The following is a 15,722-nucleotide window of genomic DNA, read 5'->3' on the forward strand; positions in this document are numbered from 1 at the left end:
CTGCCCCGTTTTGAGCGCTCATTCTGGGGCACAGTTTCCGTTAGACCGCTCAAGCGGAAACTGTGCCCCATTATTTTGCCGAATTCTGGGTCGCGCTTTCCCAGAGGACCCCCTTTGGGAAAGCGCGACCCGTTCTGGACGCAGATTCCGGGACGCACTTTCCGCAACGCCCGGTCATCCCATGCCCTCACAATCTCGACGTATAAAAAACGAGGGAAGGCACGTGTCCTTCCCTCGTTACGGGCAATATGTAGCCGCTTGCCTACATCAGGCGCAGGCTGACGTCCTTGAGCTGGGCGCCGGAAACGGCACTCGGGGCGCCCGACATGAGGTCGGAGCCGCTGGCCGTCTTGGGGAACGCCATGACGTCGCGGATGGAGTCGGAGCCGGTGAGCAGCATGCACACGCGGTCCAGGCCCAGGGCGAAGCCGCCCATCGGGGGCGCACCAAACTTGAGAGCCTCCATGAGGAAGCCGAACTGCGACTCGGCGCGCTCCTCGGTAAAGCCCAGGAGCTTGAGCATGGACATCTGCATTTCGGCGTTGTGGATACGCATACCGCCGCCGCCGGCCTCAAAGCCGTCCATGACAAAGTCGTAGGTGCAGGAACCGGCTGCCAGCGGGTCGGCCTCGATCTTGGCGATGTCGGTCTCGGTCGGCAGGGTGAAGGGCTGGTGCTCGGCAGCGTAAGCCTTGCGGTCCTCGTCCCAGTGGAACAGCGGGAAGTTGACGACCCACAAGAAGTCGTGGCCCTCGCGCTTGATCTCGAGCGCGTTAGCCATGTGGGAACGCATGCCGCCCAGGATCTCGTCGGAGAGCAGGCGCGGGCCGGCGGCGAACATCACAAGGTCGCCGGGCTCGACGTCCATGCGCTCGCGCAGGGCAGCCATCTCCTCGTCCGAGAAGAACTTGACGATGGGGCTGTTGATGGAGCCGTCCTCGCGGAAGGCGATCCAGGCAAGGCCCTTGGCGCCAAACGTGGAAGCCACGCCGGCAAGCTTATCGATCTTGGCGCGAGCCCAGGCACCGGCGCCCTTGGCGTTGATGGCCTTGACGACAGAGCCCTCCTCGTTCGCGGCAGTCGCAAAGACCTTGAACTTGGAGTTGGCGAAGATGTCGGTCAGGTCGACCAAGTGCATGCCATAGCGGGTATCGGGCTTGTCGGAGCCATAGGTGTCCATGGCCTCCCAGTAGTTCATGCGACGCAGCGGCGTGGGCATCTCGACACCCATGCGGCCGAAGGCATCGGCAAGAACCTCTTCGAGCGCGCTCATAACGTCGTTCTGGTCCACGAAGGACATCTCGATATCGACCTGGGTGAACTCGGGCTGACGGTCGGCACGCAAGTCCTCGTCGCGGAAGCACTTGGCAACCTGATAGTAGCGCTCGACGCCACCGACCATAAGCAGCTGCTTCAGGAGCTGCGGGGACTGCGGCAGGGCGTAGAAGTTGCCCGGCTGGATGCGGCTGGGGACGATGAAGTCGCGGGCGCCCTCGGGCGTGGACTTGAACAGGGAGGGCGTCTCGACCTCCATGAACTCACGGTTGTGCAGCGCCTCGCGAATGGCAAAGGTAAAGTCGGAGCGCAGCTTGAGGTTGGCCATCATCTCGGGACGACGAAGGTCCAGATAGCGATAGCGCAGGCGGGTGTCCTCGCTGGTCTCGATGCCGTCCTCGATCTGGAACGGCGGGGTGACGGACGTGTTGAGCACCTCGGCGTGGTCGGTCAGGACCTCGATCTCGCCAGTCGCGAGCTTGGTGTTGGTGGTCTCCTCGCCACGGGCGCGCACGACGCCGTGAATCTTGATGGGCCACTCGGGACGCATGGTCTCGGCGATCTTAAAGGCGTCGCCGTCGGAGTGCTCGGGGTCGAAGGTGAGCTGCGTGATGCCCTCACGGTCGCGAAGGTCGCAGAAGATAAGGCCGCCGTGGTCGCGGCGACGGCTCACCCAACCGGTGAGGGTGACCTCTTCGCCCACGTTCTCGAAGCGAAGCTCGCCGCAGGTACGGGTGTGCATGGAATGCTCATCGATGGGACGGGTCTGGCTCATACCAGTGATCCTCCTTTATGGATCTGTGCCGCCCCGTGTCGTTCCGGGCGGCGTCGTACAGATTTGCCCAGCCTGCGTAAACCGCGCAGCCAGACATGGCGTTCTATCTTATCGCACTCGCGTCGATGTGCCGCGAAAAAGTGGCTCCTGCCCAAAGACTTGACGGAGACGAAACAATTGACGCGCCGTGACACCCGCCCGCGCTCGTCACGTGCGACAATGTGCCCCAATACAACTGCACTTGGAAAGGCCCGCCATGACTGCACGCCTCATCGTTATGGATATCGACTCCACGCTCATCAACCAGGAGGTCATCGACCTGTTGGGCGAGGAAGCCGGCGTGGGCAAGCAAGTGGCGCAGATCACCGAGCGCGCCATGCGCGGCGAGCTTGACTTTAAGCAAGCGCTCGAGGAGCGCGTGGGGCTGCTTGCCGGCTTGGACGAGAGCGTGTTCGAGCGCACCTTTGAGCGCGTGACGTTTACCCCCGGCGCGCTGGAGCTTGTGCGCTCGGCGCACAGCAAGGGCTGGAAGGTCGGCGTCGTAAGTGGCGGCTTCCACGAGGTTGCCGACAAGATCGTGGCCGCCGCGGGAATCGACTTTTGCCTGGCCAACCGTCTGGAGGTCGTAGGCGGCAAGCTCACCGGTAAGTTGGCTGCCGACATTGTGACCAAGGAGTCCAAGCTCATCCAGCTGCTGGACTGGGCAGTTGAGTGCGGCGTCGACATGGCCCACACCGTCGCGATCGGCGACGGTGCCAACGACATCCCCATGATTCAGGCCGCGGGCACGGGCATCGCGTTTTGTGCCAAGCCCAAGACGCGCGAGGCCGCCCCGTTTGCCATCGACGAGCGCAATCTGATGCTCGCCATGGACATCATCCTGCGTGACTAGTCGATCCGTCTAACAATTGAATCAGTCTGTCCTATAGTTTCCGAACAATTTTGTCTTAATGTTCGGAAACATACCCTTTGAGTGCTAGACTTTGCGCCGTCGAAGGGAACATATATGGATAAGCGAGATCTTGAGCAGTTACTGAGCGATGTTGCCGGCGGGGCAGTCACCCCGGCCGTCGCCCTCACGCGCATCCAGACGGCTCCGACCGCCGATTTGGGCTTTGCGCAGCTCGATCTTTCGCGCGGGGTGCGCCAGGGAGCCGGCGAGGTTGTCTACGGTGCCGGTAAAACCGCCGATCAGATTGCCGCCATTATCAAAGCGCTGCGCGATGCCGGCCAGGAGCGCATCCTGGTCACGCGCCTGGACGCCAAAAAGGCCGCCCGCACCTCGGAGCTTCTCGGCAACGGCATCGACCTGGGATATGTCCCGGACGCGCAGCTCGCCCTCGTGGGCGGCAAGCCCTCCCCTACCGGCAACGGACGCATCGTTGTCGCCTGCGCCGGCACGAGCGACCTGCCCGTCGCCGAGGAAGCCGCGTTGACGGCCGAGTTCTATGGCAACGAAGTCGATCGCCTTTACGACGTGGGCGTCGCCGGGCTGCACCGCCTGCTTGCGCATGCCGAGGAACTTGCCCAGGCGCAGGTGGTCATCGCCATCGCCGGCATGGAAGGCGCCCTGGCGAGCGTCATCGGCGGCCTGGTGAGTTGCCCGGTCATCGCCGTTCCCACCAGCGTGGGCTACGGCGCGAACTTTGGTGGCGTGGCCGCGCTGCTCGCCATGCTCAACTCCTGCGCCAGCGGCGTCTCGGTCGTCAATATCGACAACGGCTTTGGTGCCGCCTACCAGGCAAGTCTTATCAATCATCTGAGCGCCGGCACGCCCTGCGCCCGCTAAGGAGCATCCCATGTCCAACCATCAGCACACGCTTATCATCGACGGCACCTCGGGCATCAGCGGCGATATGACCGTTGCGGCCCTGCTCGACCTGGATGCCAGTGAGGAGCAGCTGCGCGAACAGCTCGCCACGCTGCCGGTCGATGGCTTTTCGATCGCCGTCACGCGCGTAAACAAGCACGGCATCGACGCCTGCGACTTTGACGTTCAGCTGGCAGAGGAGCTCGAGAACCACGACCACGATATGGCCTGGCTCTACGGCAACGAAGCAGCTGTCGAGCATATGCATGAGCATGAGCACCACCATCATCATGACCATGACGAGCATGAGCACGAGCACACACACGACCATGACCATGAGATCCACGGCCATGGCCACGAGGGGCATCATCACGCCCACCACCATCACCACCGGTCTTTGGCGGACGTCACCGCCATTATCGATGGCTCGCAGCTAAGCGATGGCGCCAAGCGTCGCGCCCTCGCCATCTTTACCGCACTCGCCGCTGCCGAGGCCAAGGCTCACGGCAAAACGCCCGAGACCGTCATGTTCCACGAGGTGGGCGCCATCGACTCCATCGTCGACGTCTGCTCTGTCGCCATCTGCCTCGATGACCTGGGCATTGAGGACATCGTGGTCGAGTCGCTCTCCGAGGGCCACGGAACCATCCGCTGTGCACACGGCCTCATGCCCATTCCCGTCCCCGCTGTCGTCAACCTGTGCCAGGCGGGCAATATCGCTCTCACGCCTGCACCGGTCGCTGGCGAGCTCGTAACGCCCACAGGCGCCGCCATCGTCACCGCCCTGCGTACGTCCGACCAACTGCCCTCACGCTACCGCATCGAAGCTGTCGGCTACGGCGCCGGCAAACGCCCCTACGAGGGTTGCTCCGGCACGCTCCGCTGCCTGCTCGTTCACGCGGACGCATAGCCATGGATGCCCGCAAGGCAAAAAGCCGCGCCGCCATCGTTGCGGCGTTCTCCGAGCTCCTGCGCGAGGAAGATTACGGCAAGATCACCGTCGGCGACATCATCGCTCGCGCTCACGTAGGCCGCGCGACATTCTACGGTCTCTTTAAGAGCAAAGACGACCTACTGTCCGAACTCGTGAGCGACATCTGCACCCACGCTCTTGACGACGATGGCACACCGCTCGACGACCCACTCGTGCAGGTCGAGCATATCCTCAACAATCTCTGGGAACGCCGCCAGGGCGTTCGAGCCCTCGTAGCCGGCGCCGGCTCACGCGTCTTCGCCGACTGTCTCCGCAAGACCATCATGTCGCGCGCAGCCGAAACCGTCCCCGTCGACCCCGCAGGCCCCGCCGGCACCATGGACCGCAGTTTCCTACTACACCACATAGCCTCAAGCTTCGTAGGAATGGTCCAATGGTGGGCCTGGCACAACTTCCAAGCAGACAAAGCCGACGTAGCCAAAGACTACCTATCAGCCATACAGCCCCTCTTCACCTAAGTTAGCCTCTCATTCCAAAGTCTCGCCCCCATCTCAGGGCACTAAAAAGCAAAGTGCCCATCCCATCCCCAAGTCACGCTTTCTTGTAAGGGCACCCAAAAACAAAGCGCCCCTCACATCCAAATTCAGATATATATGTTGGGTTGCTTGTTCGAACACAGCCAAGAATGCCCAGGGCTCGGCAAGGGTTTACTTTCCAACGCATTCCGCAGGACGCAAAAAGGCTCGCCGCACAAAGTGCGCAGCGAGCCTTTTTGCATGTCCGAGGACGCGTTGGAAAGTAAACCCTTGCCGAGCCCGAACCTTATAGAGCCGTCCTTCGACTAGAACATGCCCAAGAAACCGTGCACAAACAGCGCGGCGACAATAGCACCGACAAACGGCGCGATGCCAGGAACAAGCAGACCATACTTCCAGTTGTTGTCAGCCTTGTTCTTAATCGGCAGCACCTGATAAGCAAGGCGGGGACCAAGGTCACGTGCCTGGTTCATAGCGAAGCCGGTGATGCCGCCCATGCCCATGCCAACGGCCCAGACAATCAGGCCGACGCAGATGGCGAGCATCAAAACGTCCTCACCAGCACGGCTAGCAGCAGCAAGGATGGCGCTAATGAACACAAAGGTGCAGATTGCCTCGCAGAAGAAGTTGCGGGCATAGTTCGTACCCTCGGTGGTGGGGTTGGTCGAGAAGATGTTGCGCTGGGCAATGGGATCGACGACACCCTCGGAAGCCTTGAACTCATCGGCATACATAAACCAAGCGATCACGGCACCCACAAAGCCGCCGAGCATATCGGCAAGCATGAAGGGGATGCAGTTGCCCCACGGCACCAGACCGACGATGCACTGGGCAAGCACCATAGCGGGGTTCATGCACACGGCGCCGCCAAAGACAAACAGGCAGACCGAGATGCCAAAAGACCAGGTGGTGATGGCAAACATATGGCCGGAGCCCTGATACTTGGTGCCTTTGAGCACGGTATCGCAGTGCACGCCCACGCCAAAGACGATCATGAGGGCCGTCGCGCCGAATTCGCAGAGGAGTTTGGTAAGCATAAAACCTTATCTTTCTTGTCGGTTATAAACGATTCGTTTAAGCCGCGCACTAGTGCTGCGCGACGACAACACCCAGGCCATCGGGGATGACGGCGACCTTGGCGTCGGCACCCTTCATCTCAAAGGCGAGCTTGAGCGCCTCCTCGAGGGTGTTGACCGGCGTCATGTGCATATCCTTGAGCATCTGGTGATCGCACAGGTCGGTGACCATGATCACGGGGTGATGCGCCAGGATGCGGGCAAAGATCTGGCTCGTCCACTGATCGGGCAGGGTCTCGTCCTTAGGACGATCGATACAGGCGCGCTCAAACTCTGCCGGATCGTTGTCGGCGATGTTGTGATAGAAGCCCTCGCCGCCGTGACCGTCGGCACAACCGGCGACGTCGATGATCACGCCGCCCTCGGGAAGCGTGGCCTCGGCAGCGCACATGCCCTTCACAGCCTGATAGATGTTCTGATCGAGGGGGTAGCCGCCGTTAGTGGTAATGGCGATCTCGCACTCGACGGGCTCAACGCCGGCAAGGCTCTTCACGAACTCGCAGCCAGCCTCGTGCGCCTTGTGGATGTCGCCGGCAAAGGAGCCAATGACCTCGTGCTTGCCGTTGAGCACCACGTTGAGCACAAAGGCAAGGTGAGCCATCTCGGCGGCGGCAAACATGTCCTCGCTCACGTGGTTGTGGCACAGGTTGCCGGCACGCGAGTGGGAATCGTTCACAAACTGACCGTTGTGGTTGTACATGATGGTCTTGTAGCTGGCGATGCCAGGCAGGACGGACTTGCGGCTACCAGAGAAACCGGCAAAGAAGTGCGGCTCAATAAAGCCCTCGGCAAGCAGCAGATCGCAATCGGCCGCAATCTTGTTGATGATGCACTCGCCACCAGAAGGCAGGGTGCCGATCTTTTTCATCATGCTGTCGTCGGTCGCGACATGCATAACGATTTCCTCGTTGGCAACGATGTCCTCGCCATACTTATTGACGAGCTCCTCGTGCGTCGACGGACGGTGCATACCCGTAGCAACCAAAATACGCACACGGGCCTCGGGCGCAGCGGCATGAATGTGATGCAGCAGAATAGGCATCGTCACACGCGAAGGAACGGGACGCGTATGGTCAGAGCTGATAATTACGATATCCTTTTTGCCAGCACAAAGCTCCTCGAGCGAAGGCGAGCCATAAGGGTTGGCAAGCGACTCCTCTACCAGCTCTTCCTGCGATTTTGTAGTCTTAAACTCGTTTTGATGACCTTCCATCACACCCGCGAAGTTCTTGTCCTCGAGCTCCAGATGCAACGTCTTGTGGTCAAACGGTAGTTCACATTCAAACATTGACGAGCGCCCTCTTCCTTTCAACTGACACACTAGTCAAACCGTTGGAAGGATACGCCGCTCACCGAAAAACACCACCGTCCACCGACTCATTAACACAACGTTCATATTTGACCCATAACAAAACGGCCGTGGTCCCAATGAGGACCGCGGGCGCTACAGTCGCAAGGCGAGAAGCGCCAAACGCGCCGCCGAGACAGACCCCATCCAAAACGCGCGAAGCGCGCTATCTTTTCCCCAGCAGTAATCCGCCGAAGACCGGACATCGTAGGGCCCCATCAGTTTACTTTTAGGCACACTCCGCAGGACGCAAGAAGCCCTCGCCGCACGAAGTGCGCAGCGAGGGCTTCTTGCATGTCCGAGGACGTGCCTAAAAGTAAACTGATGGCGGACCCGGACGACTACAGGGTTATCGATTACCCCGTGTTCTGCAATCCTGCCGAGACGCCGGTCACAGTCGAAAGAATCAGGCTCATGTACTCGGCCTTCTTCTCCTCGGCCATCTCGTCCTGGTTCATACGCACCTCGCGAAGGGCGCGGACCTGAGCGATGGACAGGGCGTCGACATAGGGGTTACGCACGCGAACGGCGCAGCCAAGCACGCGACGGCGCTGTAGCGGCCACTCGTCACCGACGATGGCAAGGACCCACTTACGCGTGAGCTGCATCTCGGTGAAGACCTTCTTGGACAGATCCTGGCGATCGCCTAGGTGCAGATACATCTTGGCGATGCGCTGGTCGGTCTTAGCGATCGACATCTCGATGTTGTCGATGAACGTGCGGAAGAACGGCCACTCCTGGTAGGCAGCCTTGAGCTGGTCAAGATCGCCCAGCTGCTCGCAGGCGGTACCCAGACCGTACCAAGCGGCCAGGTTAATGCGAGCCTGGCTCCAGCTGAAAATCCACGGAATGGTACGCAGGTCGTCGAGCGACTTGGCACCCAGACCGCGCTTGGCCGGGCGCGAGCCGATCGGCAGCAGACCGACCTCGGTCAGCGGCGTCACGGTCGAGAACCACGGTGTAAAGTCCTCGGTGTTCAGCAGATCCAGATAGCACTCGTGGCTTGCAGCGTTGAGCTTCTCGGCCATATCCCAGAACTTCTGCGTGGTCTCGGTGTTGGTCTTCTCGACGCTCGGGGCCGACTGCAAAAGCGTTGCAGCGGCAACGGACTCAACATGGCGCTGAGCCAGCGTGCGGTTACCGTAACGGGCAAAGATGACCTCGCCCTGCTCGGTGAGCTTAAAGAAGCAGTTGACCGAACCCTTGGGCTGCGCCAGCACGGCCTTGTTGGCCGGGCCGCCACCACGGCCCACGGCACCGCCGCGACCGTGCATGAGCACCAGATCGATATCGTTCTTCTCGGCCCACTTGGCAATACGCTCCTGTGCGGAGTGCAGCGCGAGCATAGCCGTGGTAGGACCGGCATCCTTGGAGGAGTCGGAATAGCCCAGCATGACCTCCATGCGACGGTTGGTCTGGGCAAGGCGCTTTTGCACCACGGGCAGCGTAAGCATCTGGTCGAGCACGTCGACGCAGCCCTCGAGGTCCTCGAGCTGCTCGAACAGCGGGATCACGTCGAGCTCGGGGACATCCTCCTCATGCGCAAAGGACAGGTGGGCAAGCTCAAAGACGTCGGCCACATGCTGGGCGCTCTTGGTGAACGAGATGATGTAGCGGTGCGCCATCTTCTTGCCGTAACGCTTTTGGATGGAGCCGATAGCGCGGAAGGTATCGATGACCTCGCGCGTCATGGGCTGCAGATCACCATGGATACCGTTCTCGTGGATATCCTTGAGGGCGCGGGCGTGCACCACGGAGTGCTGACGGAACTCCATCTCGACCATGTGGAAGCCGAAGGACTCGACCTGCCAGATGATGGTCTGGACCGGGCCGTAGGCAGCACGGACGGCACCGCAGGCGGCCAGCGAGCGCTGGACGACGCGCAGGTCCTCCAGGAACTCATCGGCGCTGTGGTACATGGTGTCGGTGATGCGACGCACGGTGGCGTTGAGTCGGTCGGCCATGACGAGCATGACGGCGCGATGCGGCTCGTGCTCGGAGATTAGTTCAGCACGTGCGGTGTACTGAGTGCTCATCTCGACCTGATGGTTCCACAGGTTGATGAGCTCGGCAGACGGCTTGCTGTAGGTGGCCTCGAGCGTGAGGTTGCGGCCGATGCGGCGGCACTTGTCCTCGAGCTTGAGCACCATATGGGTGAAATACTTGGCAGCGACCTCGCGGCTCACCTTGGCGGTGACGTTGGGGTTACCGTCGCGGTCGGAACCGATCCAGCTGCCGGGGTGGAAGAACGCCGGGCACAGCGGCGGCACGGTGCCGGCCTTATCGCCCAGCACCCAGTCATCAAAACGACGATAGATGACGGGAATAACGTCGAACAGCGTGTTATCGAAGATGTCGATGATGGTATCGGCTTCCTCGACCGGCGTGGGTTTCTTGAGCGCGATGGGGCTCGTACGCACCAGGGCGTCGATCTCCTGCAGCATATGGCGCTCGTTCTCCACCAGGTCGGAACCGCCCAGACGCGGACGCTCCTCCAGCAGGTTGGAGATACGGCGAATCTTGCCCTCGACGGCCTTACGACGGGCCTCGGTGGGATGTGCGGTAAAGACAGGGTGGAACTCGAGCTTGCCGAGCAGCTCGTTGGCGCCCTCGACACCCATCTCGTTTACCAACTGGTGATAGGCGACGGTGAGTTCGTTGGCAGGATCGACCTCGGTATCGGTCGATGCGCCGGCCTCGCGCTCGCGCAGCTGCGCCACACGGTAATTCTCCTCCGACAGGTTTGCCAGATGGAAGAAGCTCGTAAAGGCGCGGACGATAACCTGCTGTTTATCGAGCGGCAGGCTGTCGATCATATCGACAACCTCGCGAAACGCCACGGCGGTGGGCTCGTCGGCAGTGGGCACGCCCTGCTCGTCGACGGACTCGTCGGCAGCACGGCTACCGGGGTTGCCGGCATTGGCCACAATCTCGGCTGTCAAAATCTTGTCGAACAGGTCCGCGATCTCGGGATCATACTCGCTAAGCACACGGCGCTCCAGGCGCAAGAACAGCGCCAGATTGTCGCGCAGCTCCTCGGGGATCTCGATCTCGGCGAGACGCTCCTTGGATTCGGCATTCGAGCCGATTCGGTTAACGAGGCGGTTGACCACGGCAGCGACGCGCGCCGCGGCTTCGGGTACAGACTGGTTGCTTAGGTTCTCAGCCACGTTTCCTCCCATTCCTCCTTCTATGCACGTAACATGCGGTATTTATTATAGGCACTCGGCAAAAACTTTCGACGCTGATTGCGCTTTACCACACAAAAGTATTTTCTGCATTGCAAGGCTTTTTGCCCCAAATGGTCGTATTTCTCGGTGGACGGCATATGCAAACGGGGGCATTCCGCATAAATGCGAAACACCCCCGTAACAATCGCTCTCCATGAGCAGGGCACGTTAGCAGGCCCGCAGCTCAAAAAGATGCGCTACAGGCGCTCGCGAACCGCCTCGACCACGTTGGTCAAATCGACGAGAACCTCGTCATGGCTCTCCATGTCGCGCACCTTGACCTTGCCGGCGGCAAGCTCGTCGCCGCCCAAGACCAAAATGAGCTTGGCGCCCACCTTGTCGGCCTGCTTAAACTGGGCCTTGAGCGAACGACCCTGGTAGTCGGCCTCGGTCACGATGCCTGCGGCGCGAAGCTCCTGCGTGATGGCAAAGACGTTCTGACGCAGCTCCTTGCCGGCATTGGCGACGTAGACGCACGGGGCCTCCTCGGCACCCAAGTCGTTACCAAATGCCTGAAGGGCCAGCAGGGCGCGCTCAAAACCGACGGCGAAGCCGACGCCGGCCGTGGGCTTGCCACCCTCGAGCTCGACCAAGCCGTCATAGCGACCGCCGCCACCGATGGAGCCGACACCGGCACCGGGAGCCTCGACCTCAAAGACAGTACGGGTGTAGTAGTCCAGGCCGCGCACCAGGGTGGGATCCTCGACATACTCGATACCGGCGGCATCCAGATAGCGCTTGACCTGCTCGTAGTGCTCGCGGCACTCGTCACACAGGTTGTCGCCCATCAGCGGGGCGTCGGCCATGATCTCGCGGCAATGGTCGTTCTTGCAGTCGAAGGCGCGCAGCGGATTGAGCTCGGCGCGCTCGCGGCACTCGTCGCACATCTCGTCGGCGTGATCGAGGATAAACTGCTTGACCTGCTCGCGGTATGCCGGACGGCACTGCGCATCGCCCATCGAGTTAATAAGCAGACGGAGCTTGGAAAGGTCGAAGCCCAGGCGCTTGTAGAACTCCATGAGCATGATGATGCACTCGGCGTCTGCCGCCGGATCGGGAGCGCCGAGCCACTCGATGCCCACCTGGTGGAACTGGCGCAGGCGACCCTTCTGGGGACGCTCGCCACGGAACATGGCCTCGGCGTAATAAGCCTTAAACGGCGTGGAGCCCTGGGGCACCAGGTTGTTCTCCACGACGGCGCGCACCACACCGGCCGTGCCCTCGGGACGAAGGGCCAGGCGCTGCTTGGGCTTAAGCTTGGTGTCGGTGCCTTCGGTAAAGACGCGCTCCAGGTTGGCGCCGCTAAACACGCGGAACATCTCCTTGCGCACGACGTCGGTCGACTGGCCGATACCGTGGACAAACACGTCCACCTGCTCGATGGCGGGCGTCTCGATGGGCTTAAAACCAAACGGCTCGAACACGCCGGCCGCAATCTGCTGCATCTTTTGCCAGGCGCGCATCTCGGCGCCGATAAGGTCGCGGGTTCCCTCCGCCTTCTGTGCCTGCATGGGCAAACACCTTTCTTTTGTATCGCGTCATAGGTAACGGTCATTATACGGCACAAACACATACAGCGGCGGCGCATCTGACCGAACGAGGGTATGGGGGCTCGTTCGGCCAGATGCGCCGCCGCGGTAGCCACGGACGAAGCGGACAAGCGGCAATGCGCTTTGGCCTATCTACTCCCCCGCCACGCTCGCGCGCAACTTGGCGGCGATAGGCTCGGATGCTAGCAGGAACACAAGCATGACCACGGAGCACGCCAGGCACACAATCCAGGTGCTCGCAAAGGAGCCCGTGACATCGAACAGCACGCCCGAGACAATGGCGCCCACGGTGCCGCCGACCATCTCGAGCGAGGTAATAGTGCCGTGACCTTGCCGAGGTCGGCCATGCCAAACTGCTTGGACGCGGCGATGGTAGGCGTGATGGTGCCCATGCACGTTCCGATACCAAAGCTCACCGCGGCCACGATGGTACCGAGGTCCGTCGTCGGGAAGCACAACGCCACGCAGGCGATAATGCACGCAACGGAGCCAAGGATATTGCCAAAGCGCAGGCCAAAACGGTCATAGATCGCGCCGAGCGAAATCTTGGCGATAACGACCGTGGCCATGATGACAAAGCCGGAGGCCACGACGAGCCAACCGGAGAAGAATTTATGCTGCTGGGCTATGGATTACTCCTTGTGGTCAGCGATATAGCCCAAAGCGACGGCGGCATAAACCGCGGCGCCAAGGGGAAGCTCGGCATCGCTAAAACGTGCCTTGGGATGATGCTGAGCAAAATGCTCGTCCGTATCAGTCACGGCAGCGCCCACGGTAAAGTACGCACTCGGGATCTCGCTCGAGATCAACGCGAAGTCCTCGCTCGCCATGGCGTGGAACAGCGGCAGGAAGGCGGACTTGGGCAGCACCGCGCCCACGTAGCCAAGCGACGCCTGCGTCATATCGTCATCGAGTACGAGCGGGGGAACATCCGAGAGCGTCTCGATAGTCGCCGGCGTACGATAGGTCGTGGCAACGCCTTTGACGACCTCCACGATGCGGGCCTTGAGGTGCTCCATGAGCTCGACATCGAAGCCACGCAGCGTTCCCTCGAGCACACAAGTATCAGGGATGACATTTGCGGCCTGACCGCCGGCGAACTTGCCAACGGTAAGCGCGACCTCCTTGGCCGCCGGCACTTCGCGAGCGATAAGCTCCTGAAGTGCCAGATGCACGTGCACACCCGCCGTAATGGGGTCGATGCAGATCTCGGGGCTCGAGCCATGACCGCCCTTGCCCTGCAGCGTGATGCGGAAACCGTACACGCCCGAGAGCGCCGGACTGCCGTAAAGCACCAGGCCAAGCGGCGACTGGCTATTGACATGCATGGCAAAGGCGACCTGAGGGCGCGGGTTCTGCAGCAGACCGTCGGCGATGGCGGCGCGGGCACCCTCAAAGGTTTCCTCGCCCGGCTGAAACAGCAGCTTAACCGTGGCGTTGGCATCAACAAGCTCAGTCTCGCGCGCTTTGAGCAAACGAGCCGCACCAAGCAGCGCCGTCGCGTGCATATCGTGACCGCAAGCGTGCATGCAGCCGTTGGTGGATGCAAAGGGCTCGCCGGATTCCTCGGCAACGGGCAGGGCGTCCATGTCGCCACGAAGCATGATGACCGTACCGGCCTGCTCATTCGTGCAGACGCCATTGTCTTGGGCCGCGGCGGCACCGGCGCCGACAAGGCCCACAACGCAGGAACCATCAACGAGCGTGGCAAATGGGATGTCCATCTCGGTCAGGCGCGCTTGGATATACGCAGAGGTCTGTGGGAGGCTATTACCCAGCTCGGGCATCTGGTGGAGATCGTGTCGCCACGCAGCGAGCTCGTCTGCAAAAGCCTGAGCTTCTGCAACAAGACCGTCACCGATAGCGGCCTGCGCCGCTGCGGTGGCCTTGGGCGCTGATTGCGGTTGAAGATCGGACAAAGCTGGTGCCATAGATGCCCTCCAGTATCGTTTTTGCAGCAAGCACTTTGATATCGTAAAGTGCAAGGTACTACTTTAAGGGCGAGGCATAAAAAATGCCGCCCCGGGAGGGCGGCGCAACAAGTTGTTTACAATTGCGGGCGCGGCTTTCGACGCAAAAAATCGAAGTGAGTCTCGCTCAAGATAATCGACAGGAAGATGAGCGCGAAGCCGGCGAGCAGGCGCGAGGTGAGCGCCTCCCCCATCAGCAGCACCGAGAACAGCACACCCGAAGGCGACTCCATCGAAAGGAGCAGCGAGCCCGTCGAGGCCGGGACATGCGCCAGGCCGACGTTTTGGATGAGCAGAGCCGCGCATGTGCAGCCCACCGAGAGAAACGCCATCGAACTGATAAAGCTCGGCGTCCACACGGACAGAGGCGCTTGGGTCTCGAATAGCAGCGACGTTGCCAGGCTCAGCACGCCGTTGCCCACAAACATCCAAAACGTGATGACGTTGATGTCCATTTTGCGACCGTACTTGGCAGTCACCGCCATCTGGATGGCGAAAAAGGCCGCACCCGCCAGCGTAATGACGTCACCAATGTTGAATTCAACGCTATCGAGTGCGACGAGGCCAATGCCCGCTAGGCACAGCAGCGCGGCACCCAAGTTGTAGCGCGTGAGCTTTTCGCCGCTCAGGAAATAGCTCGCGAACGGCACAAGGATGCAATACGTGCCCGTCAAAAAAGCATTCTTGCCCGCCGTAGTATGTGCCAGACCGACCGTCTGCAACGCATAGGCCGCCCACATGAGCACGCCCATACTCAGGCCAACGATCAGGTTGCGAGCGTTGAGGTGCGCGATGATGCGCTTGTGGAAGACGGCAAACATGACCAACGCTGCGGGCAGAAAACGTACATAGAGCAGCGCGAACACCGGAATGGTGCCGAGTGCGTCCTTCATAGTGGTAAAGGAGTAGCCCCAGATGACCGCCACCGAAAGGAGCAGAACCTTCCAGAACAGCGGAGAGCGTGCGCCGGCGCCCCGGGGAATACCGCCCGCGCCCAAATCCTCACGGGCTACTGGGCTATCGGGCAAGTTTTCGATTTCGTTGGCAGCGTATTGGGCCATGGAACATCCTCACACTCAATCTGGGCGTGGTGTCCGCACGCGTATGGCTGCGTGCCGCCTCATGGTCAAATAAAAACGGGACGCGCCGGACCCCCGGCACGCCCCGCTACTGTAGCAACAATCAAGCAGCCCATGCAATTCACTACGCTAAAGCATC

The 15,722-nt window shown here is 61.1% G+C and carries 12 protein-coding genes; 4 read left to right on the forward strand and 8 right to left on the reverse strand.

Going from position 1 to position 15,722, the window contains the following annotated elements:
* Nucleotides 1-262: 262 nt before the first annotated feature.
* The gene (aspS, locus tag DW037_RS05335; protein ID WP_117583379.1) at nt 263-2,050 is read right to left on the reverse strand and encodes an aspartate--tRNA ligase; all 1,788 of its coding nucleotides are present in this window, start codon (nt 2,048-2,050) and stop codon (nt 263-265) included.
* Between the two features lie 256 nt (nt 2,051-2,306).
* On the opposite strand from aspS, the gene serB reads away from it, so the two are divergent.
* The 4 genes from serB to DW037_RS05355 all read left to right on the forward strand — a co-directional run bounded on the left by serB (nt 2,307) and on the right by DW037_RS05355 (nt 5,312).
* Nucleotides 2,307-2,942 (forward strand): phosphoserine phosphatase SerB, encoded by a 636-nt coding sequence (gene serB / locus DW037_RS05340; RefSeq protein WP_117583380.1) that lies wholly within the window; start codon nt 2,307-2,309, stop codon nt 2,940-2,942.
* Between the two features lie 114 nt (nt 2,943-3,056).
* Nucleotides 3,057-3,839 carry a nickel pincer cofactor biosynthesis protein LarB gene (larB, locus tag DW037_RS05345; protein WP_117583381.1) on the forward strand — a complete coding sequence of 261 codons (783 nt, stop codon included), beginning with the start codon at nt 3,057-3,059 and terminating at the stop codon, nt 3,837-3,839.
* Nucleotides 3,840-3,849: 10 nt separating this feature from the next.
* Nucleotides 3,850-4,770 (forward strand): LarC family nickel insertion protein, encoded by a 921-nt coding sequence (locus DW037_RS05350; RefSeq protein ID WP_117583382.1) that lies wholly within the window; start codon nt 3,850-3,852, stop codon nt 4,768-4,770.
* 2 nt (nt 4,771-4,772) lie between these two features.
* Nucleotides 4,773-5,312 (forward strand): TetR/AcrR family transcriptional regulator, encoded by a 540-nt coding sequence (locus DW037_RS05355; RefSeq protein ID WP_117628965.1) that lies wholly within the window; start codon nt 4,773-4,775, stop codon nt 5,310-5,312.
* Between the two features lie 323 nt (nt 5,313-5,635).
* Here the strand turns inward: DW037_RS05355 and larD are convergent, their stop codons facing one another.
* The 7 genes from larD to DW037_RS05385 form a co-directional block, all read right to left on the reverse strand.
* Nucleotides 5,636-6,367 carry a D/L-lactic acid transporter LarD gene (larD, locus tag DW037_RS05360; protein WP_117583384.1) on the reverse strand — a complete coding sequence of 244 codons (732 nt, stop codon included), beginning with the start codon at nt 6,365-6,367 and terminating at the stop codon, nt 5,636-5,638.
* A 49-nt stretch (nt 6,368-6,416) separates the two neighbouring features.
* On the reverse strand, nt 6,417-7,694 hold the full coding sequence (gene larA / locus DW037_RS05365) for a nickel-dependent lactate racemase (RefSeq protein WP_117583385.1): 1,278 nt from the start codon (nt 7,692-7,694) through the stop codon (nt 6,417-6,419).
* Nucleotides 7,695-8,110: 416 nt separating this feature from the next.
* Nucleotides 8,111-10,924: a phosphoenolpyruvate carboxylase gene (locus DW037_RS05370; protein ID WP_370448159.1), complete on the reverse strand. Its 2,814-nt coding sequence runs from the start codon at nt 10,922-10,924 to the stop codon at nt 8,111-8,113.
* Between the two features lie 257 nt (nt 10,925-11,181).
* Nucleotides 11,182-12,495 carry a histidine--tRNA ligase gene (gene hisS / locus DW037_RS05375; RefSeq protein ID WP_118372944.1) on the reverse strand — a complete coding sequence of 438 codons (1,314 nt, stop codon included), beginning with the start codon at nt 12,493-12,495 and terminating at the stop codon, nt 11,182-11,184.
* 171 nt (nt 12,496-12,666) lie between these two features.
* A complete protein-coding gene (locus DW037_RS10500; RefSeq protein WP_147327458.1) occupies nt 12,667-12,930 on the reverse strand; it encodes a major facilitator superfamily domain-containing protein 7 in 264 nt (87 codons plus the stop codon).
* A 236-nt stretch (nt 12,931-13,166) separates the two neighbouring features.
* Nucleotides 13,167-14,465 (reverse strand): M20 family metallopeptidase, encoded by a 1,299-nt coding sequence (locus tag DW037_RS05380; RefSeq protein ID WP_117628968.1) that lies wholly within the window; start codon nt 14,463-14,465, stop codon nt 13,167-13,169.
* 116 nt (nt 14,466-14,581) lie between these two features.
* On the reverse strand, nt 14,582-15,565 hold the full coding sequence (locus DW037_RS05385) for a DMT family transporter (RefSeq protein WP_117628969.1): 984 nt from the start codon (nt 15,563-15,565) through the stop codon (nt 14,582-14,584).
* Nucleotides 15,566-15,722: the final 157 nt, after the last annotated feature.

Source organism: Collinsella sp. AF39-11AT (assembly GCF_003474585.1).
GTDB lineage: Bacteria > Actinomycetota > Coriobacteriia > Coriobacteriales > Coriobacteriaceae > Collinsella.